The 23,986-nt window shown below is 50.6% G+C and carries 23 protein-coding genes and 1 tRNA gene; 12 read left to right on the plus strand and 12 right to left on the minus strand.

Annotation, left to right across the window (positions count from 1 at the left end; all coding sequences use genetic code 11):
• Positions 1-34: 34 nt before the first annotated feature.
• Positions 35-493: a host attachment protein gene (locus tag BDT_RS07660; RefSeq protein ID WP_015090673.1), complete on the plus strand. Its 459-nt coding sequence runs from the start codon at positions 35-37 to the stop codon at positions 491-493.
• The gene (locus BDT_RS19465) at positions 483-608 is read left to right on the plus strand and encodes a hypothetical protein (RefSeq protein WP_015090674.1); all 126 of its coding nucleotides are present in this window, start codon (positions 483-485) and stop codon (positions 606-608) included. The genes BDT_RS07660 and BDT_RS19465 overlap by 11 nt, the downstream gene beginning before the upstream one ends.
• Here BDT_RS19465 and BDT_RS07665 read toward each other — a convergent pair.
• The 9 genes from BDT_RS07665 to BDT_RS07705 form a co-directional block, all read right to left on the minus strand.
• Complete coding sequence (locus BDT_RS07665; protein ID WP_015090675.1) at positions 605-2,368, minus strand: ABC transporter ATP-binding protein; 1,764 nt, start codon at positions 2,366-2,368, stop codon at positions 605-607. The two genes, BDT_RS19465 and BDT_RS07665, sit on opposite strands and share 4 nt — an antisense overlap.
• Positions 2,369-2,459: 91 nt before the next feature.
• Entirely contained in the window at positions 2,460-3,083 is a 624-nt protein-coding gene (gene udk / locus BDT_RS07670; protein ID WP_015090676.1) for a uridine kinase, read from the minus strand.
• Positions 3,084-3,088: 5 nt separating this feature from the next.
• The gene (gene upp, locus BDT_RS07675) at positions 3,089-3,721 is read right to left on the minus strand and encodes a uracil phosphoribosyltransferase (RefSeq protein WP_015090677.1); all 633 of its coding nucleotides are present in this window, start codon (positions 3,719-3,721) and stop codon (positions 3,089-3,091) included.
• A 24-nt stretch (positions 3,722-3,745) separates the two neighbouring features.
• Entirely contained in the window at positions 3,746-4,963 is a 1,218-nt protein-coding gene (locus tag BDT_RS07680; protein WP_015090678.1) for a URC4/urg3 family protein, read from the minus strand.
• A complete protein-coding gene (locus BDT_RS07685; protein WP_015090679.1) occupies positions 4,956-6,203 on the minus strand; it encodes a GTP cyclohydrolase II in 1,248 nt (415 codons plus the stop codon). Before BDT_RS07685 ends, BDT_RS07680 begins: the two co-directional genes overlap by 8 nt.
• Before the next feature lie 15 nt (positions 6,204-6,218).
• Complete coding sequence (locus BDT_RS07690; RefSeq protein WP_015090680.1) at positions 6,219-7,694, minus strand: CoA-acylating methylmalonate-semialdehyde dehydrogenase; 1,476 nt, start codon at positions 7,692-7,694, stop codon at positions 6,219-6,221.
• A 118-nt stretch (positions 7,695-7,812) separates the two neighbouring features.
• Positions 7,813-9,579, minus strand: coding sequence for a hybrid sensor histidine kinase/response regulator (locus BDT_RS07695; RefSeq protein WP_015090681.1), 1,767 nt, complete (start codon positions 9,577-9,579; stop codon positions 7,813-7,815).
• A 115-nt stretch (positions 9,580-9,694) separates the two neighbouring features.
• Positions 9,695-10,222: a hypothetical protein gene (locus tag BDT_RS07700; RefSeq protein WP_041577381.1), complete on the minus strand. Its 528-nt coding sequence runs from the start codon at positions 10,220-10,222 to the stop codon at positions 9,695-9,697.
• Positions 10,215-10,793, minus strand: coding sequence for a biotin transporter BioY (locus tag BDT_RS07705; protein ID WP_051026286.1), 579 nt, complete (start codon positions 10,791-10,793; stop codon positions 10,215-10,217). Before BDT_RS07705 ends, BDT_RS07700 begins: the two co-directional genes overlap by 8 nt.
• An 82-nt stretch (positions 10,794-10,875) precedes the next feature.
• Here BDT_RS07705 and BDT_RS07710 point away from each other — a divergent pair, with 82 nt between their 5' ends.
• Positions 10,876-11,331 carry a MarR family winged helix-turn-helix transcriptional regulator gene (locus BDT_RS07710; RefSeq protein ID WP_015090683.1) on the plus strand — a complete coding sequence of 152 codons (456 nt, stop codon included), beginning with the start codon at positions 10,876-10,878 and terminating at the stop codon, positions 11,329-11,331.
• Between the two features lie 13 nt (positions 11,332-11,344).
• On the opposite strand, the gene BDT_RS07715 is transcribed toward BDT_RS07710, so the two are convergent.
• Positions 11,345-12,613, minus strand: a complete 1,269-nt coding sequence (locus BDT_RS07715) for a hypothetical protein (protein ID WP_235046303.1) — start codon at positions 12,611-12,613, stop codon at positions 11,345-11,347.
• 146 nt (positions 12,614-12,759) lie between these two features.
• Here BDT_RS07715 and BDT_RS07720 point away from each other — a divergent pair, with 146 nt between their 5' ends.
• From BDT_RS07720 to BDT_RS07735, 4 genes are all read left to right on the plus strand, one after another.
• The gene (locus tag BDT_RS07720) at positions 12,760-13,566 is read left to right on the plus strand and encodes a TIGR02147 family protein (protein WP_015090685.1); all 807 of its coding nucleotides are present in this window, start codon (positions 12,760-12,762) and stop codon (positions 13,564-13,566) included.
• 112 nt (positions 13,567-13,678) lie between these two features.
• Complete coding sequence (locus tag BDT_RS19470) at positions 13,679-14,956, plus strand: hypothetical protein (protein WP_015090686.1); 1,278 nt, start codon at positions 13,679-13,681, stop codon at positions 14,954-14,956.
• A 14-nt stretch (positions 14,957-14,970) separates the two neighbouring features.
• Positions 14,971-16,188, plus strand: a complete 1,218-nt coding sequence (locus BDT_RS19475; RefSeq protein WP_015090687.1) for a hypothetical protein — start codon at positions 14,971-14,973, stop codon at positions 16,186-16,188.
• A gap of 17 nt (positions 16,189-16,205) precedes the next feature.
• Entirely contained in the window at positions 16,206-17,780 is a 1,575-nt protein-coding gene (locus BDT_RS07735; RefSeq protein ID WP_015090688.1) for a hypothetical protein, read from the plus strand.
• A gap of 174 nt (positions 17,781-17,954) precedes the next feature.
• On the opposite strand, the gene BDT_RS07740 is transcribed toward BDT_RS07735, so the two are convergent.
• Positions 17,955-18,036, minus strand: a tRNA-Leu gene (locus BDT_RS07740).
• A 153-nt stretch (positions 18,037-18,189) separates the two neighbouring features.
• Complete coding sequence (locus tag BDT_RS07745) at positions 18,190-19,089, minus strand: S1 family peptidase (RefSeq protein WP_015090689.1); 900 nt, start codon at positions 19,087-19,089, stop codon at positions 18,190-18,192.
• A gap of 308 nt (positions 19,090-19,397) precedes the next feature.
• Here BDT_RS07745 and BDT_RS07750 point away from each other — a divergent pair, with 308 nt between their 5' ends.
• The 5 genes from BDT_RS07750 to nusA all read left to right on the plus strand — a co-directional run bounded on the left by BDT_RS07750 (position 19,398) and on the right by nusA (position 23,946).
• Positions 19,398-20,594: a hypothetical protein gene (locus BDT_RS07750; RefSeq protein ID WP_015090690.1), complete on the plus strand. Its 1,197-nt coding sequence runs from the start codon at positions 19,398-19,400 to the stop codon at positions 20,592-20,594.
• Between the two features lie 132 nt (positions 20,595-20,726).
• A complete protein-coding gene (locus tag BDT_RS07755; protein WP_015090691.1) occupies positions 20,727-21,359 on the plus strand; it encodes a hypothetical protein in 633 nt (210 codons plus the stop codon).
• A gap of 2 nt (positions 21,360-21,361) precedes the next feature.
• Complete coding sequence (locus BDT_RS07760; RefSeq protein WP_041577385.1) at positions 21,362-21,799, plus strand: GNAT family N-acetyltransferase; 438 nt, start codon at positions 21,362-21,364, stop codon at positions 21,797-21,799.
• Positions 21,800-22,038: 239 nt separating this feature from the next.
• Positions 22,039-22,542: a ribosome maturation factor RimP gene (rimP, locus tag BDT_RS07765; protein WP_015090693.1), complete on the plus strand. Its 504-nt coding sequence runs from the start codon at positions 22,039-22,041 to the stop codon at positions 22,540-22,542.
• Positions 22,543-22,557: 15 nt separating this feature from the next.
• Positions 22,558-23,946 (plus strand): transcription termination factor NusA, encoded by a 1,389-nt coding sequence (gene nusA / locus BDT_RS07770; RefSeq protein WP_015090694.1) that lies wholly within the window; start codon positions 22,558-22,560, stop codon positions 23,944-23,946.
• The last annotated feature ends 40 nt before the right edge of the window (positions 23,947-23,986 follow it).

Genomic DNA, 23,986 nt, shown 5'->3' on the forward strand with positions numbered 1-23,986 from the left:
AAGAATCCTCAACTTCCAAGAAAAGAGGACAGTCATGAAAACATGGATTGTAGTCGTCAATCGAGTTGAAGCAAAAGTTTTTGAAAGCGACGGTAAAGGACACAAAGGGGATGTGAAGTTCGTCCAAAAGCTTGAAAATCCCCGCGGACGTCTGAAATCTCAGGACATCAATGCGGATAAGCCGGGATTTTCTCCGGGTGTGGCAGGGCATGGGGGCACCAAAGAAAAAGCCCAGTCACCGACGGACCGTGTGTCTCAGATGTTTGCAAAAAGGGTTTCTGATTATCTGGAAGAGGCCCGTCACGCGAACTCTTTTGATGAAGTTGTGCTGATTGCAGCGCCGCAGTTTCTGGGACGCATGCGAAGCATGTTCAGTGGACCTTTAAAAGAAGTGGTATCCATGGAAATCCCGAAAGATCTGGGCCCGGCCGTCACCGGACCGGATTTGCGGGACAGATTATGGCCTGCTCCGGAGGTGCGACATGAACTCTGACTTTAAAAAACCGATACAGAATCAGCGCGGTAAGCTGGGTTGGATCTTCCTTTGGTTGGTCGGTATCCCAGTTCCCATTCTGCTGATTCTGTTCCTGATTCGAGGTTGCACTTAAAGTGGGGCATTCCAAAGCTGGAAGTACATCTTGCGGCTTTGCAGAAGCTCTTGATGTGTGCCGCTTTCCACTACGCCACCCTGGGCGACAACATAGATGTTGTCCGCCTGAGTGACGGTGGACAGGCGGTGCGCAATCACGATGGTCGTGCGACCTTTGGTGGCTTCGGCCAAAGAGGCCTGAATCACCGCTTCGGTTTCATTGTCCACTGCGGAAGTGGCTTCATCCAAAATCAAAACCGGCGGGTTTTTCAAAATCACCCGGGCAATTGAAATGCGCTGGCGCTGGCCGCCGGACAGTTTCTGCCCGCGTTCACCAATCACCGTGTCCAGTCCTTCCGGAAGTTTTTCGATAAATTCCATTGCATGGGCTTTGCGTGCGGCATCCAGAACAGCTTCACGAGTGGCACCCGGGCTGCCATAGGCGATATTGTCATAAATGCTTCCGTGGAACAGGAACACGTCCTGACTGACCAGACCGATCTGGGAACGCAGATCTTTTGGATCACAGTCGGCAGTGTTCTGACCACCGAACAGAATTTTTCCTGCCGACGGTTTATAGAACCCCAAAAGCAGTTTTGTGACAGTGGATTTACCAGAACCCGTAGGGCCGACAATCGCCACGGTTTTTCCTGCTGGCACCTGGATATTGACGTTATTCAATACCGGCACGCCATTGCTGTATGCAAAATCAAGATCAGAGAATTCAATGCCTTGGGCATGATCAAACTCCCGAACAGCTTTGGTGGATTCCAGATTCACTGGCGTTTTGATCAGATCCAAAACGCGGTCGGCAGAAGCCATGGCACGTTCAAACAAATCCACCGTGTCAGCCAGGCCCGTCAATGGCCACAACAGACGCTGGGTCAGGAAGACCAGCACGCCATAGAATCCGACGTTCAAATCTCCGCGCAGGGCCATTTGTCCGCCCATAACGAAGGTGGCGATAAAGCCCATCAACACGGCCATACGAATCAAAGGATTGAAGGCCGAAGAGACTTTGATCGCCTCTTTGTTGGACTGAAGATAAGTCATACTGTCATTGGCAACTTTTTTGGATTCCAGCAACTCGGACGTGAAACTGCGAATGGTCGCCATGCCCGAAATATTGTTCGCCAGACGAGATCCGATCTGACCGGCTTTTTCACGCACATCCAAATACAAGGGCGCCGCGCGTTTTTGGAAATAGAAGGCACCCCACAAGATCACCGGAATCGGCAGGAAGGCAAAAATAGCGATACTTGGAGCCAGGACAAAGAACACAGCGCCAATCAGTACTACGGACGTGAAGACTTGAATCAGACTGTTCATGCCGCCGTTAAGGAAGCGTTCCAATTGATTGATGTCATCATTCAGGATGGAAACCAGGCCGCCGGTGCTGCGATCTTCAAAGAAGGACATGTCCAGTCTTTGCAGGTGATCATAGGCTTCGGTGCGGAATTCATGTTGCAACGACTGGGCAAGTCCGCGCCATTTCAAAAGCAGCAGATATTCAAACAGGGATTCACACATCCAGATCAGCAAAGTCAGAACAGACAGCAAAATCAGCTGATGTCCCGGGTCTTCCACGCCCCATTTTGCCAGAAAGGATTTTTCCTGATTGGCGACGACGTCAATCGCGATACCGATCAGAATTTCCGGCGCGATGTCGAAGGTTTTATTTAGAAACGAGAATAGACTTCCTAAATAGAAGTCACGACGGTGTTTCTTGGTGTAAGCAAAAAGGCGGGCGAAGGACGTAAATGATGAAGAGTGTGCCATGGCGAATTGTCTACACCTGTCCGCACCCTTGGTCCATCTCAAAATGCCGTCATCGTCATAAGTGAAAGCTCAATGAATGACGGGCCCGCGATTACCGTGCGGGCAGGGTGTTTTGCAAACGGTGCGAAATCTGTGAAAGTACCGCGTGATAGTCCCCTGAGTCCGTCACAATGGTTTGGGCATGCCTTTTAGAGGGTTCTACGAACTCGTCATGCATGGGTCTGACCTGAAGCTCGAACTGCCTTTTGACGCCTTCCGGGGTGCGCCCGCGTTCATGCACATCGCGGTGCAGACGGCGTTGAAAGCGCAGGTCTTCGGGGGTGTCAAAAAAGACGGCCTCGTCCAGCTCGGCTCGGACCTCGAGCGAGTGCAGGATCAAGATCCCATCGACGATGATGACCTTTTTGGGGCTTTCCAGCAGGGTTTCGCGTTTACGCGAGTGGGTGACAAAATCATAAATCGGCACATGCAGGGGCTGGCCCATTTTAAGGGTCTGAAGGCCCCGTGCCAGCAGGGCAAAGTCCAGAGCGTGCGGGTGATCGAAGTTCACCGAGCCCCCATCACCATCAAAACGATCGGACTGGTCGATGTAGTAATTGTCCTGATAAAGAATGCTGCAGTTTTCAGAGCCCAGCATCTTTTGCAGTTCTTTGGCGAAGTATGTTTTGCCAGAGCCGCTGCCGCCAGCGACTCCGATAATGTGGGGACGACTCATAACACCTACTTGGTTTGGAACAGACGGTCCCCGGCATCACCCAGGCCCGGCACCAGATAACCCATTTCATTCATCTCGGTTTCAATGTTGACCGTATAGACTTCAACATCCGGATGATAGTGATGAACTTTGTCCAGGCCCGTTTGGCTGGTCAGAATGCTGATAACTTTGATTTGACCGACGCCATAGTTCTTAAGACGGTCAATTGCGGCAATCATGGTGTCGGCGGTGGCGATCAAAGGATCACACAATAGCACGTCCTTGCCTTTGATGTCCTGAGGCATCTTGAAATAGTATTCCACCGTGTTGTGGATGAATTTGTCGCGATAGATGCCGATAAATCCGGTGCTTGCAAATGGCAGCATGGAAAGGGCGCCATCCAGCATGCCATTTCCAGCACGCATGATGGAAACCACCACCGGCGCGCGCACAATGCGCTGAGCTTCGGTTTTGGCGATCGGGGTTTCAATGGCGATCTTTTCCAGGTGCTGCCAGTCGCGCATGGCCTCGTAAACCAGAACTTTCGAGATTTCTTTGACGATCTCGCGGAAGTCCTGGGAATAGGTGTTTTTATCGCGCAGATAACCCAGCTTGTGACGAAGCAGGGGATGGTCGATGACTTTGACTTTTGAACTCACAAAATACTCCTTAAAAAATAAACCTTAGAAAACAGTGCCGTCGCTTTCAATTTTCAGCGGAGGCGAACTGTCCGCACGCAAAGCTTTCGCGGCCTTGCGACCGGCCCACCAGGTACCACCTTCCAGAACTTTTGCCAGCGGGAATTCAGACGGGGACTTGTTCAGCTTGGTCTGAACCTGCTGACCAATACGATCCAGCAAAGACACCGTCAGGCCACGCCACTCAATGATCAGCTCTGAATCCGGACGATGGCTTTGTTCTGCCATGCCGGGATCTTTCAGTGAAATCAGACCGCGATCCAGCAGCAGACCGCCATTGCGATATTCAGCAAGTCCGGTCAGTTTTTCGACTTCGGTGATTTCAAAGCCGGCCTCCAATAGCGGTTCAATCAAAGAATAGGTCATCCACTGAGACAGTTTGTGGAAGGCGGCAAGGCCCCCGGGAACTTTGGAATAGTTCCAGATGTCGCCCAGATTCACGCCCGCCACCTTCACACGGCCGGGCCAGATTTCACACAGTCCATCCAGCACCGCACGCAGCAGCTGAGGTCCGGTCAATTTCTTTCCATAGCGCAAATGCAGATAGTCCACCAGACTGCCGGGACGTCCACCGGGGAACAGGTCTTTTTTGTCAGTGATGGTTTTACCCAAGTTTCGTAACAGGGACAGTCGACCCTCAACACCCACCAAAGGATTCTGGGGACTGACCTGGAACACTTCTGAAATCTTTTGCGCTGTCAGGTTCTGCAGACCCTTGGCCGTGGCTTGCAGGGGTTTGTCTGCGTTGTCAGAAAGGGCGCCTTCCATGAAAAGATAGAAGCTCGCAACACCCAGTCCTTCCGAGCGGGCAAAGTCTTTTTGCGTGCTCTGTTCATGGAAAGACCAGACGTTTCCGGCGCCGGCATCCAGCAACACCGACGTGATCACCAGATCCAGCTTGATGCGGGCTTTTTCAAGGGCGTCAAAGTTTTGAATCTGCTCTTGCAGGATTTTCACGCGATCAATGCCACCAGCGCGGAAGTGCCCCCAGCGTGAATGGAAAGGGATTTCCAGGGCGGGGTAATTTTGGCGGATCACTTCAATCACATAGTCCACAACGGGTTCAAACTGATCATCGTGATAGTGGAAATGCGTCTGGCCTGATTTGGTCAGTTCTAAAATCTTTTCTGCACTTTGACGGATGGCCAAAGGGGACAGCAGAAAATCCAGATCCTGGGCCGAATAGGTGTGAGAGTTATTCATCGATGGGTCTCCCCAGAACTGTTTCAAGTTCCTTGGTAGTTTTGGTTTCGCCCGGATTGAAATAACCCGCGGCTTTCTTGGCTTCGATTTCTACTTGCGCATCGGCCGGAATCAGTTCAGCCGGGATGGAAATGCGGTTGACGACTTCAATGCCGCTTTTCACGATGGCGTTGTATTTCATGTTGCTCATGGAATGCAGGTTGTGGATTTTGGTGATGCCAAAGAAATGCAAAATATCCGGCATCAGTTCCTGGAATCTGGCGTCTTCAACCCCGGCCACACATTCGGTGCGGTGGAAGTAAGTGGACGCTGAATCGCCACCAACCTGACGTTTCCGGGCATTGTAAACCAGGAACTTGGTGACTTCGCCCAGGGCGCGGCCTTCTTTACGATAGTAAGCGATCAACCCCACACCGCCGCGCTGGGCGGTTCTGGCGGCATCTTCAATGCCGTAAATCAGGTAAGGTCGGCAGGTGCAGATATCTGAACCAAACACATCCGAGCCATTGCATTCATCATGCACCCGGCAGGTCAGTTCGATTTTTTCATTCGACAGATCCTGCGGGTTTCCGAAGATATAAACAGTCGTGCTGCCGATAGGTGGCAGCATGACCTTAAGATCCGGACGGGTCACCAGTTCCGGGAACATGCCTCCGGTTTCCTGGAACAGGATCTTGCGCAAGTCGCCTTCGTCAACATTCAGGCGCTTGGCGATTCCTGGCAGGTACCAGACAGGCTCCAGAGCGACCTTGGTGACCTTGATGTCTTTGTTTTCCAAAACGATTTTGCCATCCACTTTCAAGCGGCCGGCATCAATGGCCTGATGGATTTCGGGAATCTGCAAATGGGCTTGAGTCACCGCAATAGTCGGGCGGATGTCATACCCAGCTTCGTAAAGATCTTTGAAGTGAATAGGAATATCCAGTCCCCAGGGATCAATGGACACGATTTTGTCCGGGTCGGACCAGGACGGGAAAGGCCCCATGCGCACCGGACTGTCGGTGTTGTGCAGATCAGGTTTGTGAGTGGTTGAATAAGACCCTTGCGCAATGGAAAGCGCACGGTAAACAGCATAGGAACCGCTGTGAGTCCCGATGGCATTTCTTTGTTTCACGTCGGTCAATGAACCAATGACGGGACCGCGGTGCATGGGGTTTTTGACTCCCCAGTGAATTGGCAGGCTGTCCTTGAACACCTGGCTGGAATGAGAGGTCAGAATAACGTGGGCTGCTCTTTTCATCTTATAAATCCTTTTTTAAGACATCCAGTTGTTGTCGTCTTGTTTTTCCCATTTCATGGTTACTTTTTTGGTGTTGGACCAGAAATCCAGGGACTGCGTGCCCGTGATATCGCCATGGCCGAACTTGGAGGCATTGACGCCGCCGAAAGAGAACGGTTCACGCGGTACGGGAACCCCGACATTCACACCCACCATGCCTGTGGAGGCCTGGCGAATGACTTTTTCAGCCAGGCTGCCGCTGGAGGTGAACACCGAGCAGGCATTGCCATAAGGATTGCTGTTTTCAATTTGCATCGCATGAGTGATGTCGCGGCAGCGGATGATACTAAGAACCGGACCGAAATATTCCAGGGTCGCGGCTTCGCTGTTGGGAGCGACATTGTCCATGATCGTCGGACCCATCCAGTGACCCTGATCCAAACCCGCCGGAGCCGGAGTGTTTCGGCCATCCAGCAGGATCTTCGCGCCTTCTTTTTCGGCGCGGGTGATGGCGTCTTTTAGGAATTGCACCTGGGATTTGGTGATGATCGCCCCCATGTCTTTTCCCAGAACCAGGGACTGTGCGCGCTGAATGATTTTTTGAATGTGATGATCGACGTCACCCACGGCCAGAACCACCGCGGCGGCCATGCAGCGCTGACCCGCGCATCCGGTGAACGAGTCACTGATGCCAGGTCCGGTCAGATCAGGATTTGCATCCGGCAAAAGCACGATGTGGTTTTTAGCGCCACCCAGGGCCAGCACTCGTTTTCCCAGGGCTGTGCCACGCTGATAAACATGCTGTGCCACTTTTGTAGACCCGACAAAGCCCACCGCCTTGACTTGCGGGTGATCAATGATTGCATCCACCGTGTCTTTGCCGCCGTGAAGCACCTGGAACAAACCATCCGGCAATCCGGCTTCCTGAAGGGCGGCAGCGATTTTCATCGACGTCAGCGGGGTTTTTTCAGAAGGCTTCCAGATATAGGCATTCCCCAAAGTCAGAGCAATAGGGATGGTCCACATCGGAACCATTGCCGGGAAATTGAACGGAGTGATATTGGCGATGACGCCCAACGGTTCACGACGGAATTCGCAACTGACTCCGCGAGAGACTTCCATCTTTCCACCCAGATCCATGTTTTGCAGGGACAGGGCAAATTCGAGAACCTCGATGCCTTTCATAAGACCGGCTTTGCCTTCAGCGAAGGTTTTTCCGGATTCAGAACTTTTCAGGTGAGCGATTTCATCCAGATCTCGCATCAGAATCTGGCGGAAATTGAACATGATTTTAGTGCGTTCTTTCAACGGTACGTCCGCCCAGGATTTTTGCGCTTCGTGAGCTTCCCTGACGGCCTGATCAATGTCTTTTGCGGTGGAGGCATGAAGGCCGCCGATGATGTGTCCATTATAAGGACTGACGACATCCATCGCAGGGCCGGAACCTTTTAGAAACTTTCCGCTGACAAAGTTTTGGCAGGGGATCGGAGTTGTCGGAATTTTTACGCTCATGAATTTCTACCTCTTTGCAAAAATGAAGCAGAAACTCTAAGTCAAAAGAGATGAATTGAATAATTACAATGAAGTATTAATCCCCATGGATGTGAAAAAGTGCGGACGAAAATGAACATTACAATGTGCGATCGATTAGGGGGTTGTTCTTGTCACCAGCGGTGAGCAGATCCGAAATAGTGTTGATCAGTTCAGAAGTTTGCACCGGCTTTGCGATGTGCACATGGAATCCGGCAGCCAGGGCGCGTTCATGTTCTTCGGGTCGTGCATGGGCGGTCAGTGCCACGGCCCACAGGTTTTCGGTGTTGGGTAAAGTGCGAATCATTTTAAGCAAACTGTAGCCGTCAATATCCGGCATGCTGATGTCGCTGAGTAGAATCTGGGGATTGAACACCTGATAGAGATCAAACGCCTTTTGGGCCGAGTCGGCGGTGACGACATTGGCGCCTGATTTTTTCAAAACCACGCTTAATAAATTTCGGGTGTCGGCGTCGTCATCAACAATCATGATGCGGACTTCATCCAGAGTTTTTGGATGTTCAGGGTTGGTCTCGACAAAGTTTTCGTAACCAAAGTGACTGGTTGTGAAACCCTCGTGCAGTTGTGCTGCAAGCACGGGTAAAGACACTGTGAATTTGGCCCCTTGATTAGGACCGGCACTTGTCGCAGCCACCGTGCCGCCATGGCCTTCGACGATATGACGAACGATCGCCAGCCCCAGCCCCAGGCCGCCATAGCGGCGCGTGGTGGTGGCGTCTTCCTGGCGGAAGCGTTCAAACACATAGGGAAGAAAATCCGGATCAATCCCTTTGCCGTTGTCAATCACATCAATCTGTACGCGTGATTCCACATTGGAAAGTTTGACCGTGATGTTGCCCCCTTTCGGGGTGAATTTGATGGCGTTGGAAAGCAGATTCCATAAAACTTGCTGCAATCTTTCAGGATCTCCACCGACGGCTTTGACGCGTTCAGTTCCCTCGACGCGGACTTTGATATTTTTGGATTTGGCGGCGATCTGCACACTTTCATAGGCAGCCTCCACCACAGACTCGACATCAATGGGTTTCACATGCAGCTGCAGTTTGCCGGAAATGATGCGAGAAACATCCAGCAGATCGCTGATGATCTGCACTTGAATCTGGGCGTTGCGGTGAATGGCGTTGATAGAGGCTTGCGCTTCTTCAGTGGAAGTGGCGGGATCTTTCAGAATATCACTGTGTCCCAGAATCACATTTAAAGGGGTGCGCAGTTCATGTGAAACCGTGGCCAGGAATTCGTCTTTGAGCCGATTGGCCGTTTGGGCCTGTTCGTACAGGCGCTGGCGGATGTTGGCGTCCTCTTTCAGTTGTTTGTTTGCCAGGGCCAGCTCTTGAGTGCGTTCTTGCACTCTTTGTTCCATTTCCTGATATAAGTTGCGGACCTTGGATTCAGTAGCTTTACGTTCCGAGATATCATGCAGGAAAGAACCAAACAGGTGTTTTCCTTTATGCTCGAACGGGAAGATGGTCATTTCAACTGGAATCTCGTGGCCTTCACGGTGAAGGGCGGTGATTTCCATGCGTTTGTTCAGAACGGGGCCTTCGCCTGTGTTCAGATAGTGCGCCAGTCCTTTTTTGTGAGCTTCACGGTATTTGTGGGGGATGACGATTTCAGAAAGCTCTTTTCCCAGCACCTCGGTGCGCTTCCATCCGAAGGTTCTTTCCGCCTGAAGATTCCAGTCAGTGATCAAACCTTCGCTGTTCATTCCGATAAAGGCATTGTAAGTCGAATCCAGAATCGTGCGCGTGCGTTGTTCACTGATTTCAAATCGATCCAGCAAAGTCTTTTCGGACTCTGAAAGAAAGTACCGCGCGCCTTTATTCCGAAACCATTCAAAAAGCGTCATGCGCTTTCAGAATAACTTGATTCGGTTAATCCCACGTTAGTTTGATCAAAAATTGACCAAATATGAATGACTTCACTGTGGCTTTACATGGTTTTGCCATCAGTCTGTGTTATTTCTAAGGAACAAACAGCTTTTCACAGCGGTTGGACCAGGGACGATAGCCACGCCATTTTAGTTCACGATAAATGTCGTCAGGGGATATGCCCAGTTCTGTCGGGGCAGTTGAATTCCGATTTTTCCAGATGCTGCCAGAAAATCGCATGGGTGTCGGCGGCAGATTCAGAATCTGTGCTAACAACTTTGAACAATATGTTTTATCTTTGGCTGCCCAGGAATAGGATGTGTCGTATTTTTGATGGAGATATTGTTTGATGTCTTTTTCGGTCAAGTCGGGTGCTGCTTCTTGGGTGACTATCAAGGCAGGATCGCCAATGTCACTGAGTAAGTTCACCAGTTGTACACCCCAATAGGGATGTGCATGCAGCCACTTGTCTCCGACGGAAATGGCGACATGTAGATAGCGTCCGCCTTTTTCCATCGTGACCAGATTTCCCTGAGCATCGCGGGCTTCGAAGAAAGCGATCTTCGGGGCACTCAAGGCGGTGGCGCCCCAGAACAGGCCGGTTGTCAGCACCTTAATCACTTGTACCTCGGCGGGACAAGGCAGAGGCCGTTGCCGCCGCCAGGGTGTTCTTCAAAAGGTCTCCGGGTAGAAAAGGCAATACGCCAAGTGCCAGGAGCTGGTTGAAGGGAACGAAGAATGACAGACCGAGTGCTCCGACAGTAAAAACCAGGAGCGATCCCAGATACGCCGAGGCTAGCGCGCCTTTAAATGTCTTTGTGTAGCCCCGGTCCGCCATGCCACCCACGAACCACGTGGCCAGAAGCATTCCCAGTAGATACCCAACGGTAGGGCCCATGGTTAAGAAAGCCTTACCTTGGGCAAATACGGGAAGTCCCGCGGCACCTTCAACTAGGTAAAGAGCCATGCTGGCCGTCGCAAGCTTTCGTCCCCACAGCAGTGACAGCAGTGCAACTCCAAAAGTCTGACCAGTGATCGGCACCGGGGTGAATGGGAGATGGATATTTATTTGTGCTATGAGCGCCAGCAGGACAGATCCTGCCACGGTCGAGGTGATTGCTGCGGTTGTTGGGTTTGTAAAGAGCTTTGATGATATCTGCGGCAACAGGGCCATGCTGTGAAGTTTGGTCATGAAACAAAGATGCCACTTTCTCCTGGTGAAAAGAACAGCAAATAAGGTTTCAAGGCTATTGTTTCATATTGAATAGTTTAATATGAAACAATATATTCGATCCATGAAGATAGAAAAGTTCCTGAATCAGAACCCGAGCTTTCAGATTGTTGTTGCTGGCAATGCCATTTTTCAGAAGGTCAGCGAGGGCCTTGCCGGCCATGAGCTTGGAATGATGGACGCCCTGATTCTGGTGGCGATTTTCTTTGAAAACGACAAGGCTGCGCGCCCAACCCAGCTGAAGGAAGCCTTTGGCATTCCCAAAGCAAATGTCAGCCATAGCATTCGTGCGCTTGAAAAAAAGAAATTGCTGAAAAGGTCCATCCACGATTCAGATGCCAGAGGATATGTGCTGGATTTAACCCCGAAGGGGGCACGGACTGCGGTGGAAGTGATTTCTTACTTTGATAAACTGCAAGGGCGGATCGAAAGAAAGTGCGATGCGAAATCACTGGATTCATTCCATAGAACCCTGGCAGCGCTTGCATCAGTACATTAGGGAATTATGGAGATTATTCATCCTTGCCAAAGTTAAAACCTGACCCAGGTTCCAAAGAGAATATGTTCGAGAATATCCAGATTCTCCCCGCTGCAAAACCATTGTTCACTTCAAACTTTACTGAGGCTGGCTGTCCTGTCTTAGAATAGGAGATCAGAATTTCCTGGGGAACCAAGGCCGACATGCCATATTCATCTTCGGGTTGTGGGGCCCAATAGGAATACCGGACTGAAGATTCGTTGGTAACGATGTTCCTGGTTTTAAATCCCAGGCCGCTTTCCGAGACAGGAAGCTGAAAAATGAACGAAGCCTCACCGTTTCGGATCACAACTGACTTTTTGTCGGCGCTTAAATGAAGTGAGCATTTCTGTTCCTTCTCGGATTTGTTTTCCAGATCTTTGTTGACGCAGGTTTCTTTGATATTCTTGTCTTCGATCCAGAAGATAAGATCTTTCAAATCTTTGGCGCCATTGTCTTCCGCCATGTCCATTCGCAGCGCGGAACCCATGATTCTTTCGTCAAAGCCAAGACCGATCAGATGTACGAAAATCTCGTCCGAGGTTTTCTTTGACGATGCATCCATTAGAAGGTGAGTCGCTTCTCGGATGACGGGATAGTCGGTGGCAGTCAGGACCGAGTACAAAGATTTGGGTTTGACGGTGAACGACTCGCGACACAGATCACGGTCAAAGTAGTGATCTTTTATGCGTGAGCAGAAGACTGTTTTAAAAGCCACGAATTCTTCCGGATTTTTATCCGCAATTTTACGCACTTTGGATAACACGTACAAGTCCATGATGGTCTCATGGAAAATCAGATAGGCTTGGGTTTCAGGGGACAGGGTGTTGAAGGCGGAAGAGTCGATCCAGACTTCACCTTGAGTTTGAAAGGCATACTGTTCATAGTCCTTGGCTCGGAATTCCATCCCCATTTTTTCGGCGTCGATGCGATTTAATTTCTGGGGCACAAAAATCCAGGTTTTCTTTTGCAGTACATTCAGCAGAGCCGGATTGAGTGATGTGGTTCTTTCCAGAACCTTGCTGATTTCTGTTTTCCAGATGTCCAGGGTTTCAAGTTTGGTGATGTACTGTTCGTACATTTTGGAGTTAAATCCGGTGCCGCCTCCGCCATCGCCGGTGTTTCCGCCGCCGCCACTGGTTTCAGTAGGGCCGGTGCTGGTGTGATCACTGGGTTGACAGGCGACGATAAACGTCATGAAGCCGCACAGAAGCCAGGACATAAGGCGCAAATAGAATTTGTTTCGTGATGCTTGCACGGTCATATTCGACTCCTGCCGGATTGAGGAGCAATCACCGTGCCTCACCAAAGGTCCCGAAATCTCAAGATGAGACAGGAGCAAGGTCTTGATTTTTGGCTGAAAAGCCGAAAAACAGGTCGGGCTCTGTTTACCGTTAGTAAACTGGCAGCATGCTGGATATTTATAACTACGACGACTACAGGCTTTTCTTTAAAGATGTTCTGCAATCACAGGAGCGCACGGACAAGAAGTACCGCGGAAGACTTGTTGAAGCCATGCGAATCAGCACCTCGCTGTTTTCGCAGATCCTGAAAGGTGAAAAGAATCTTTCTTCCGAACAGGGGTTGGAAGCTGCGGCGTTCTTTGGTTTTGGCGACAAAGAAACGGATGTTTTTATGCTGATGATCGAGCTGGGACGGGCAGGCTCGGTCAAGCTTCAGTCGCGTATCAAAGGCAAGATCCAGGTGCTGCAGGCAGAAGCCAAATCCATCAGTGCCCGGGTTCCCAAAGATGTGGTTCTGAGTGATGTGGACAAGGCCACGTACTATTCTTCGTGGTTATATACCGGAGTCCGTAATCTGCTGCCGACCCCGGTGGGAAAAGAATTGAAAACCATCGCTGAAAAGCTGGGCGTGCCTTTGGAAAAGGTGGACACGGCCATTCAGTTTTTGATCGAAGTGGGCCTGTGTGAAAGAAAGAACGGGCAGCTTTTTTATAAGCAGGGTTTTACGCACCTGGATTCCACCCATCCGATGATTCTAAGGCACCACCAGAACTGGCGACAGCGAGCCATTTCCAAGATGGATTTTTACAAAGACCCCCATGTTCACTATACAAGCCCCATGTCCTTGTCCGCCGAGGGGGCCCAGAAGATCCGGGACTATCTGCGTGCAAACATCAAGGAAATCATCAACTTATCGCGCGAGGGAAGTCCTGAAGTCGGCTATTGCCTTAATATAGACTGGTACGAATACTGACTTTACCAAAAGTAAACTGAAACCCATCCGTTTTAACCAACCGGACTTCGCGGATTTTTTCTGAATTCTGTAAAAAGCTTCTCATGCGAAATGAATCGTATGAGGAGTTTTTATGAAGTTTTCCAAATTGATCTTCGGGTTGTTGGTTCTGACTCAGGTGCAAGCCTACTCAGCGCCCTTGTGTCTGAATGACCGGTACCAATCGAAGTGGACAGCCGAAACCTTGGCTGAACAACTGCCGTTCCTTCAAGAGCGTGCCAAGGCTGCAAAGCCTCTGTGGGCCGGTCTTCAGGGCGAGGATCTTCTGATTAAGGAAGACACACTTTTGGTGCTGCCTGAAAACCCGTCTCAGTACCTGGCGGAAATCGGCAAACTGACGGTTCGAAATAACGCCCTGATTTTCTATGCTCAAAATGCGCGTCTTGTTGTGGCCGAGGTGATGAAATCCTCGCGCGTGCAAATGCTGGATGTGGCGGCGCTGAATCTTTCAGCGGAAATAGATCACGCAAACCGGATTGTTTCCCTCACAGAACTAAAAAACAATCCTGATCAAGTGGAGCCATTTAAAAGATGCACTTTGATGACTTGTGCCGGTGTTTCTGCCGCCAATGGCAGTCATGGTGGCGCCGGGGGCAATGGCCGGGATGCCGGTGGAAAAATAAAATGGGGAATTCCAAAATCCACGCCCAGCTCTGATGGTGGCGCAGGGGCATCCGGCGGAGCCGGGGCGAATGGTCGCAACGGTGACAACGGGGCTCCCGGGGTTGCGGGACTGAATGCCCATAAACTTTTCATGCAATTTGAAAGTGTGGACCTGTGCAGTGGGGTGGAAATTGTTGCCAGTGGTGGTGTGGGATTAAAGGGACTGAAAGGTCTGAATGCTCAGGACGCCGGACAAGGTGGCAATGGTGGTAAAGGCGGCCGTGGCGGCGGAGCAAAGTGGGATCGCAAAGCCAGTCGTGGTGGTCACGGTGGCGCGGGCGGTGCCGGAGGCAACGGTGGTAACGGGGGCTTTGGTGGAGATGGAGGCAAAGGCGGTGACGGCGGTCTGGTGGTTGTCGTGGTGAAGCCGCGCTTTATGGACATGGTGAAAGTAAACGACAACATCAATGTGCTGGTTGCTGGTGGTAAGGGCGGACCGGGCGGAGCCAAAGGCCTTGCAGGCAAAGGTGGCCGTGGTGGCCTTGCCGGTGACGGCGGTGATGGTGGAGACGGTTCGGTCTTCAGTCACGGTGGCAGCTCGGGCCTTGTTGGCAGTGCGGGAATGCAAGGTCAGGATGGCAAAGATGGTCAAGAGGGCCGTCCCGGTGTTGAAGGCCGCGAGGGGCTTGTTACCAAGGCAGAGATTTATATTTCAAACGATGTCTCGATTGAGAGCTTTCAATTTTAACAGGGAAAATGACTATGAAAAATGTTTTTAAAAATTTGATACCTTTGGCGGCGGTAGTGACTTTTGCGGATCCTGCATGGGCCCGGATTCTGGGGGACCCTTCCGAAAGAACCCGCGTGCTGCTGGAAGAGCAAAAATTTCTTTGCGGTCAGGATGAAACGCTCGTGATCAACGGTGACGTGGAATTCACTCGCAAGAATGAGGACCTGCGCCAGGCGCCTTTGAATGTTGATTTGATCTGCAAGCGAATTGAATTCAGAAACGGCGGAAGAATTCTGACTCAATCCAATTTGCAGATTGTTGCCGATTCGATCGACGGCTTTATGAATGTGGAAAGCATTCGCGGAGCAAAAGGGCAGCAGGGGGAATTTGCCCCGGCCGTGCTGGTGCTTGCCAATGATGGTTCTGCCGGTGCCCGAGGGGGCAATGGCAGTGGCGGCAGCCTGACGGATTCTCCAGAAGACGGAGGCCGAGGTCAGCATGGTTACAACGGGATGGATGGCCGTGATGGTAACAATGGTGCTCCGGGTGATTCGGGTGTTCATGCTTCTGATATCGTTTTGAAAATCAACCGGATCGAAGGAACCATTGGCTTTCGCATCCGCGCTGTTGGGGGTGAAGGCGGAACTGGCGGTAAAGGCGGCCGAGGCCAACAAGGTGGTAACGGTGGCGTCGGTGGCGATGGCGGTCGCGGTGGGAATCAGAAATACGCTATTTGGAATCGCTCGGGCGATGGCGGTGACGGTGGTGATGGGGGACACGGCGGCAATGGTGGCAATGGTGGCGCGGGTGGTGACGGGGGCCGAGGAGGCAACGGCGGTAAGATCGCTTTGTATGTGGCTGAAATCTTCAACACGCTGGAACTGACCGGAGATGAGTTCGACAACCGCGGAGGCCCCGGAGGTCAGCCAGGCATGGGTGGCGAAGGTGGTGTCGGTGGCAAAGGGGGCGATGGCGGTAAGGGCGGCGCTTCAGGTACGGCGTTGGTGACCTCAAGTTGTCAGATTCCCCCTTGTGAAGGTGATAACGGTCGCCATGGCAAGAGAGGTCTTGATGGCAAGCCGGGACTGGCAGGTCCACAAGGGCGCCTGGGGCAGGACGGTTTGGCTGGCGTCAAAATTCTGGATCCGAAATTCAAATTTGTGAAATCGGTTCCTGAGGACTATTTCGACAAGCTGCCAGAGCTGGGAACAGAAAAGAACCTGAAAATCCTCAGAATGAAACTTCCGTAAAGGACAGGACAAAATTTATGAAAAAAATTATTTTTGTGGTGTTGTTGGTATCGATGCAGTCGTTCGCGCAGACAATCAGTTACAGTGAAAATGGTTCTTTGAGGCTGGGCGCCGGGGTGGATATGGATCACCCCGACAGAGCCAAAGCAAACTGTGTTAAAAGCACGGATCGTGAATGGCTGGATGGCAATACGCCGGTTTCTACCTCGTTTGATCTTAGTATGATTGAGACTTCCAGTGAGCTGGAAAGAAAAATGAATTTTGATGTTCAGCTGAATGCGGCGGGCACAATCAAGGCCGTGAATTTTGACAGTCAGAATTCCTACCGGGTGATTCATAAGTTTCTGGAAAGCAAGAACAGTCTGAATTTTGCGCTGACGGCGGAATTTTCCTATGGTCGCAAAGGCCTGACAGAAGAATCCCTGAAGCCCGAGTATCAGACTTTGCTGGATAACGGCAAATGGCAGGAAGTCTTAAGAAGATGCGGAACGCACTTTGTTTCTGAAGAGATTCACCGATCCAAGGTGGTGGTGCTGATTCACGTGAAGAACTCCCGCACTGAAGACATTAAAGAACAGATTCTGGATCTGAAGAACAAACTGAAAGTTCCCAAACTGAATTTCGGCGGGGATCTGAATGTTCAGTACAAAGAATTCATCCGCAAGCTGGACAAGATTGGTTCGGTTGAAGTGAAGGTGGTTTCGGTCGGCGGGCAAGGGGCGGATGCGCTGGGTGTTTTTGCCAGTGAAATCGCGGTGGATGATCTGCAAAGCATTAAAAATGCCGCAGAGAAATACTTCCGAAGCTTTACCATCGAGAATTCCCCGGTGTTTGCCTATGTGGTAAAGCCCCTGGATATTTTCGAGGGGGCAGAAAACATTCGTCCAAGACAGAAAAAATGGCAGCAGTTGAAAGTGCTGGCTGACTGGATTTTTGAGCACGAAGAACTGCTGACCGAAGTCAAAGGCATGCAAGCCCGGGTCAGCAGAGCGCTTTACACGGTGTACTTTGAACCCAAGGCCGCAGCTCTTGAAACCAGGATCAGCGAGATCCGCTCGCGAGCAGAAGAGTGTCTGGACCGCTACAACTGCGACAACCTTCCTGCGGTCGCACCATTTTCGATTTACGTGCCATCACGCGCTGTCAGTGCGGTTTCATTGAGTACGCAGTGTGGGTATCTGCCAGTCAGAAATTCGAACATGCAGATTTTAAGTGATGTCCGCGTGGGACTTGATGTGGATGTGATGTATGCCAAGGATATTGAAAATATCGAATTGTTCCGTCTGGATCAGAACGGCGAATTTCAGAATGCCAACTATGGACAGAATGAAGAGCTGACGATGGCGAACAATATTCTGGAATCCGAAGTGGGACGCATCAGAAGATATCAGTCGGTGAACGAGTTTTCCGCCAACCACGTGCTCTCAGATCGCGCCATCCTGTCAGCGCAAGACAGTGTGGTAAAGGCCCAGGAAATCTTCAACGCCGCCTTCAACTCAATTTACATCATGAAGATCCGATTTAAAGAAGGACAGGATCTAACCCAGATTCTGGGCACCCCTCCGATGAAGAATTGTTCTGTTTCAAGGTAATAATCAGAAAATCGTTCAATCAAAGCGGGGACCACGTCCCCGCAAACCGAGAGCCCCAGCAACCCAATCTTTCCCCTTTAAATTCAAGTTCCACAGCGAAGCAAAACGCCAGTGCGAAGCCAGAATCAAAAAGCAAGAGCGAGGATGTGTCCGAAGAATTTAAAGGGGAAAGATTGGTGCGGGTGGAGGGACTTGAACCCCCATGCTTTCGCGGAAGATTTTGAATCTTCTGTGTCTACCATTTCACCACACCCGCAGTGAGACGTCTTTTGTATTGAATTTGCCCGGAACTGACAAGTTCTTTTTAAATAAAAAATGAAAAAGGGGCTCAAATAGCCCCTTTTTGCTTAATATTTGAGCTAAGTCCAGCAGAAGTGCCGAGGCACTTCTGCCTCCTCGGCAGAGCCGATTACAGAGATCGGATTTTTTCGTTGATCCAATCCAGGTGTTCGCGGACGTCTGTGAACAGGGCGACGCCGTGGCAGACGCGGACTTTCTTTTCGTCGGTGGCGCGGTTGTCGACACCCATGGAGGTGATTCCCACCAGGGTCAGGTCTGAACCCACTTGATTGTAAAGCGGACCGCCGGAATCACCGGTGCAAACGCCGGTATTGGCCTGGTCAACGATGATGGTTTTTGGAACAGAAACCGTTTTACCAACCAACGCCAGATAGAAGCTGGTGCCCAGAACATTGGATGAAGGGGAGGTGGTGAAGCGCAGGGTGCCGGAATCTTCACCTTTTTCAGCGGTGGTACCATAGCCCGTCATAACCAGGCGGTCGACGTTGGCTATATTATAGGATTTTGTCGGCAAGGAGCGAACTTCATAACCCTCAGGAATGCTGCCCGTGAATTTCAAGACAGCCAGATCCGTTGATGCATTGTTGAAGTCTGTTTTGTTCCAATAGGAATAAGCATCAGGTACCGCCGTGTCCGTCACCGCACGAACCGTTCTTTTCGGCGCAGAAGCCGCACAGCTTACACTGTTAGAGAAGGCAATAACCGTCTGGCCGCCAAAGGAGGAAATACAGTGAGCTGCTGTCAAAACTTTATTCTTTGCCACCAGAGTCCCGGTGCAAATGCTGACTTCCTCTTTATAGTTTCTATGAATGACCATGACAGTTGATTTGCTAAGTTCATTCCCGGACGCCAGGGTCTGGCCATTCACGATACCGAAAGACTGACCGGATACTTCACAGTTCGAAGGTTCTGCTTTTAGTTCACTGCCGCCGCCAGATCCGCCACAGGCACTAATAAGAGAAAGAGACAGAAGAACTGCAGAGGAACGAAGGAATAGAGCAGGGGACATCCGGAAATCTCCTTATATAATGTCTACACTCCGGCATCGCCGGACTTGTTCGATCCGAAGTTTTACCAAATTTATCCATAGTCGGGGGCACAATGACCCTGGTTTGCAAGAATTTCAGAAAGCGTACTGGAAGTTGTCACAATTCTCGTCACAGCCGGATTTGGCGGTTTTTGGGGGTGTTCCCGAGACACCGGGGATATCAATAACTTAGACGCTGGCGACGCATTTTGGCGCCGTTGGCATCAGGCTTGCTTTATGCGACCAGTGATAAAAGGTTTTTTATATAACCAGAACCACGAGGAGATCCTATGAAGAAGTATTTTTATATACTTGCAGCCTTGAGCATCGCACCGACGTTTGCTCTTGCTCAAAGTATTGAAAGCGATGTTGATGCTGAGCTTGATCAAATGTATTCAAGCCAAACAGCACCTGCTGCTCCAGCTGCCCAGGCTGGAATTGCCAACACCGCGCCGGTAAGCGGTCAGCCTATTTATATTTTGAATCAGGCGACACCGACTTCCACAGCTCAGTTGCAACAGCAACAAATCCAGAAGCAGCCTACAACTATTATTGAGGCTTCTCCGCTGACTGAAAGCCGCGCGGAACAAATCCGTCGTGCTCGTCAGGACGCTGAGATGCAGACTGAGCAACGCATTGTTGAAAAACTTGAATCTTCCCGTATGGAAGATGAGAAAAAACGCGCTAACGTTCTATTTGGTGACAAGTTCAACCAGATGAACGAACAGCAGCAACAACAACCTCAAGCTGTTCAACAGCCTGTGTACGCACAGCCTGTTCAGGTTCAGCAGGTTGAAGAACCGAAAGAAAACACCCGCGACATCATTCGTGAGGAACTGGCTGCTGCCATGAAAGTGGAAGAAGACACAGCTTTGGCTCCAATCGAAACCAAGTATGTTGCTGGTATCGTCGGGGTGGGTGACTATCCAGATGTTAAGAACGTAAAAGGCAACTACTCTTTGGGTGTGGCTTTCGGTAACAAATATGACAACTTCGTGATCGAGGGTTCTTTCCTTTACTCCAACTACACAGTTGAAGGTCAAGGTTACTATTCTGGTGGTTACGGTTATAACGGTTACAATAACTATCCGTACAATAACGCGAGCACCTGGATTCCGAACAACATCGACGTGAACCAGTACTCTGGTCAGTTGGCTGCGAAAGTTCAGTTGTTCAGCGGTATCATCAAGCCAGTCATTGGTGGTTTGGTGTCTTACTCTTACAGATCTTTCAGCTGGTCTAACGACAACTACGGTTACTACAACGACACGACTGCGAACTCTCACGCGGTGGATATCGGTACTATCGTGGGTGCGGACCTTGAGTTCTCTCCGAAGTACTCTTTGGGTGTGGACTTCCGTTACATGTGGAATCTTTCCAGCCGTGTAAACGCGGAAAATACCTGGATGTCTGGACCTCAGTACGGGACTCCGATCGAAAAACTGCAGTATTACGTAATGTCTATTGTCGGACGCGTAAATTTCTAATCTAATTAGAAAAGTAAGAAGTTAAATTCCTCAAGTGGTTATCAGCCCCCGCCCTAAAAAGCGGGGGTTGTGTTTTTTCGGAGGGGTGCTTCGTCTGTGGACTCCTGACATTTTCTTCGGCATAGTCTTTTTATGCGCTTTCTTTCTTTAATTCTTTTGTTTGCATTGAACGCTCAGGCGGCGACTCTGGTGACGGAGACGGTGGGGCAGGTGTCTGACTATGTGGTCACCAGTCGTGAAGTGCAGATTTCTTTGGTGATTGGGCAGGTTCTTGAGCCCAGTTCTAAATTGCCCAAAAACACATTGCCGGAAGTGCGCCCGGGGCAGCCCGAGTTTTCTGGGGCCGTGACTCAGGTGTTGCTGGAGCAGGTTGTGGCTTTGGAAGCGGAAAACTTCAATGTCGCCAGTGTTCCTGATGTGGAAGTCGATGCGGCGGTGGTCAAAGTTGAAAAAGCGGTGGCGGGTCGTGCTTATTGGGCGGGGATTGAGCCCACTTCCGCGGAAGTGCGCCGTTTCACCACGCGCAAGCTGATTGCCAAAAGCTTCCTGAAGTTCAAAACCAACTCCATGACCGGGATCATCACTGATCAGGAAGCTCAGGCCTATTACGAGAAAAACCGCGCCAAGTTCGGAAGTTCTCCGTTTGAGGATTTCCGTGACAACATCAAGGCGTTTTTGGCCCAGCAGCAGCTGGAAGAGCGCATCCGTTCCTGGTTTGAAGTCATTCAGCGCAAATACAAAGTCCGAAATTTCGTGGCGGAATAATTATGCATGTGGAAGTTCTGAAAGGGCCTCAAAAGCCCGCGATGCGTGCCCTGGTCGAGGCGATTCATGCCGAGCAGGGGTTGATGCCGTCTTTTTACTGGCCTCAGGATCTTCTGGGGGCCGAACTGGCCACGGCTGAAGCCATCGGTGTATTTGAAGGTGAGGTTCTTACGGGTTTTGTTCTTTACCGCGAGACCCCCGATGTTTGGGAGATCTCTTTGGTGGCAACCCATCCTCAGTTTCGCCGTCGCGGGCTGATGGAGCACCTGTTGAAGCATATGATCGCCGCAAAGGGTCAAGGTCGGGCGCTGTGGTTGGAAGTTCATGAAGAGAATGTTTCGGCGCAAAAACTCTATGAAAAACTCGGGTTTACGGAAGTTCGTCGACGTCCCCGGTACTATAAGGACGGGGCCACGGCCATTTTGTACTCACTATCCTGACCTGTCCGACCCCCAAGGGCTCAGCTCAGATAAACCCTTGCACTTCTTCGATTTTATTGTTAATTTGGATCCGTTCAATGGGCCCCGCAGGCCCATTTTTTTTTGTACCGGCCCCGCCCGGGCAGTTCCCATATGTCGACCCAAAATGTGCGACGAGGTAGCTGAGACAGGTTCTTAGGGGCTTGTTTGAGCTTATTTTATTTTTAGGATTGAACGAAATGTCAGAGTCTCCATCTTGGATGGCAAAAGTAGAAAAGATCGCCAACGACGTAGCGGCCGCGCAGGGCTGTGTTCTTTATGATATCGAATTCGTTGGTTTGGGCAAGGGGCGCACGCTTCGTCTTTTTATCGACAGAGAAGAAGAAGGCGCAATCAGCATTGAGGATTGCACCAACGTGTCCCGCGGCTTGAGCGAAATCCTGGATGCGGATGAAGAGATGATTCCTGGTGGCGAGTACAATCTGGAAGTTTCCACTCCGGGTCTGGACCGCCATCTTAAAAAACCATGGCACTTCAAAAAGGCGATTGGCAAAAAGGTTTACATCAAAACCACCAAGTCGCTGGAGTCCATGGGTGTGGAAGACAAAAAGTGGAAGAGCGCCAAAACCGTCGAAGAGGTTCTTGAATCCGCCGACGAGCAGGGTGTTCGCTTTGTTGTGAAGGACGTGGAGATCAAAATCCCGTACGCGATGATCGACAGGGCAAAATTGGTTTTTGAATATACTAAAGGTCAGAAAAAGTAACGAGAGAGGAAAATCATGGCTGAAAATGTGTTTTCAGATCTTTCCAAGGTGATTGATCAAGTCGGAAAAGACAAGGGTATCGACAAACAGGTTGTTATCGATGCAATCACTCAGGGTATGCTGGTAGCTGCACGTAAAAAATACGGTACTTACCGCGAGATCGAAGCTGCTTACAACGAAGACACTGGCGAAGTTGAACTGTTTGAGTTCAAAGAGGTTGTCCTTCGTGAAAAGTACATCGATGAAGAAGTTGAAATTCCTCTGGACGAAGCGCAAAAGCTGGATCCAAACGTTCAATTGGATGATTCCATTGGTATCAAAATGGAAGCCACTGACCTGGGTCGTATTGCTGCTCAGACGGCAAAACAAATCATCATGCAGAAAGTGCGTGATGCTGAACGCAACATCATCTTCAATGAATTTGAAGAGCGCAAAGGTGAGATCGCTTCCGGTATCGCACGTCGTGTTGAAAAAGGCGCGATCGTTGTCGATTTGGGCCGCACTGAGGCTTACATCCCGCCTCGTGAACAGATCCCGGGCGAACAATACAAGCCAGGCGATCGCATTCAGGGTTACCTTTCTGAAGTTCGTCAGACGACACGTGGTCCTCAGATCATCATGTCCCGCGCTGATGAACGTTATTTGATGAAACTTTTCGAAATGGAAGTTCCAGAGATCTACGACGGTGTTGTCGAGATCATGGCTGCCGCTCGTGAACCAGGACAGCGCGCGAAAATCGCGGTTCGTTCCAAAGACAACTCCGTGGACCCGGTAGGGGCTTGCGTGGGTATGAAGGGTTCCCGTGTTCAGAATATCGTTCAGGAACTTCGTGGCGAGAAAATCGACATCGTTCCTTGGGACGAGGATATCACTCGTTTCGCGTGCAACGCTTTGGCACCTGCGGAAATCTCCCGCGTGTTCCTTGATGATGCCAACCGCGAAATGGAAATCGTTGTTCCGGACTCTCAATTGTCTTTGGCTATCGGTAAACGTGGTCAAAACGTGCGTCTGGCAGCGAAACTGACGACTTGGAAACTGGATATCATTTCTGAATCTTCAGCGGCTTCCCGTACTGCGGAATCCATCTTCAATTTGATGTTGATCCCGGGCATGAGTGAAACTATGGCTCAGAACATCTTCCAGTCCGGCTTCGGTTCATTCCAGGCGGTGGCGACGGCGGCTGTTGATGAGTTGATGACAATTCCTGGTTACGACGATCCAGACAAGGCGGAAAAGCTTTCCAACGAAGCCAAAGCCCTGATGGCGAAGTACGAATCTGAAGGTGTTCCGGTTCCAACCGCTCCTTCAGTTGCCAAGGACAAAGGTTCCAACGTGTCTGCTAAAGAGCAGGCTGATCTTCTGTTGAAACAAGAGTTGAAAAAACTCGAAGCTGAAGAAGAATAGTATTTAGTTATTTGGATAGAGAACAACAACGCCGCCCTGG

Source organism: Bdellovibrio bacteriovorus str. Tiberius, assembly GCF_000317895.1.
GTDB classification, from domain to species: Bacteria; Bdellovibrionota; Bdellovibrionia; order Bdellovibrionales; family Bdellovibrionaceae; genus Bdellovibrio; species Bdellovibrio bacteriovorus_F.

What these genes read in the sequence shown, in the direction of transcription:
- BDT_RS07660 (WP_015090673.1), top strand. Translation starts at nt 35, where the DNA reads ATGAAAACATGGATTGTAGTCGTCAATCGAGTTGAAGCAAAAGTTTTT.
- BDT_RS19465 (WP_015090674.1), top strand. Translation starts at nt 483, where the DNA reads ATGAACTCTGACTTTAAAAAACCGATACAGAATCAGCGCGGTAAGCTG.
- BDT_RS07665 (WP_015090675.1), bottom strand. Translation starts at nt 2,368, where the DNA reads ATGGCACACTCTTCATCATTTACGTCCTTCGCCCGCCTTTTTGCTTAC.
- udk (WP_015090676.1), bottom strand. Translation starts at nt 3,083, where the DNA reads ATGAGTCGTCCCCACATTATCGGAGTCGCTGGCGGCAGCGGCTCTGGC.
- BDT_RS07680 (WP_015090678.1), bottom strand. Translation starts at nt 4,963, where the DNA reads ATGAATAACTCTCACACCTATTCGGCCCAGGATCTGGATTTTCTGCTG.
- BDT_RS07685 (WP_015090679.1), bottom strand. Translation starts at nt 6,203, where the DNA reads ATGAAAAGAGCAGCCCACGTTATTCTGACCTCTCATTCCAGCCAGGTG.
- BDT_RS07690 (WP_015090680.1), bottom strand. Translation starts at nt 7,694, where the DNA reads ATGAGCGTAAAAATTCCGACAACTCCGATCCCCTGCCAAAACTTTGTC.
- BDT_RS07695 (WP_015090681.1), bottom strand. Translation starts at nt 9,579, where the DNA reads ATGACGCTTTTTGAATGGTTTCGGAATAAAGGCGCGCGGTACTTTCTT.
- BDT_RS07705 (WP_051026286.1), bottom strand. Translation starts at nt 10,793, where the DNA reads ATGACCAAACTTCACAGCATGGCCCTGTTGCCGCAGATATCATCAAAG.
- BDT_RS07710 (WP_015090683.1), top strand. Translation starts at nt 10,876, where the DNA reads ATGAAACAATATATTCGATCCATGAAGATAGAAAAGTTCCTGAATCAG.
- BDT_RS07715 (WP_235046303.1), bottom strand. Translation starts at nt 12,613, where the DNA reads ATGACCGTGCAAGCATCACGAAACAAATTCTATTTGCGCCTTATGTCC.
- BDT_RS07720 (WP_015090685.1), top strand. Translation starts at nt 12,760, where the DNA reads ATGCTGGATATTTATAACTACGACGACTACAGGCTTTTCTTTAAAGAT.
- BDT_RS19470 (WP_015090686.1), top strand. Translation starts at nt 13,679, where the DNA reads ATGAAGTTTTCCAAATTGATCTTCGGGTTGTTGGTTCTGACTCAGGTG.
- BDT_RS19475 (WP_015090687.1), top strand. Translation starts at nt 14,971, where the DNA reads ATGAAAAATGTTTTTAAAAATTTGATACCTTTGGCGGCGGTAGTGACT.
- BDT_RS07735 (WP_015090688.1), top strand. Translation starts at nt 16,206, where the DNA reads ATGAAAAAAATTATTTTTGTGGTGTTGTTGGTATCGATGCAGTCGTTC.
- BDT_RS07745 (WP_015090689.1), bottom strand. Translation starts at nt 19,089, where the DNA reads ATGTCCCCTGCTCTATTCCTTCGTTCCTCTGCAGTTCTTCTGTCTCTT.
- BDT_RS07750 (WP_015090690.1), top strand. Translation starts at nt 19,398, where the DNA reads ATGAAGAAGTATTTTTATATACTTGCAGCCTTGAGCATCGCACCGACG.
- BDT_RS07755 (WP_015090691.1), top strand. Translation starts at nt 20,727, where the DNA reads ATGCGCTTTCTTTCTTTAATTCTTTTGTTTGCATTGAACGCTCAGGCG.
- BDT_RS07760 (WP_041577385.1), top strand. Translation starts at nt 21,362, where the DNA reads ATGCATGTGGAAGTTCTGAAAGGGCCTCAAAAGCCCGCGATGCGTGCC.
- rimP (WP_015090693.1), top strand. Translation starts at nt 22,039, where the DNA reads ATGGCAAAAGTAGAAAAGATCGCCAACGACGTAGCGGCCGCGCAGGGC.
- nusA (WP_015090694.1), top strand. Translation starts at nt 22,558, where the DNA reads ATGGCTGAAAATGTGTTTTCAGATCTTTCCAAGGTGATTGATCAAGTC.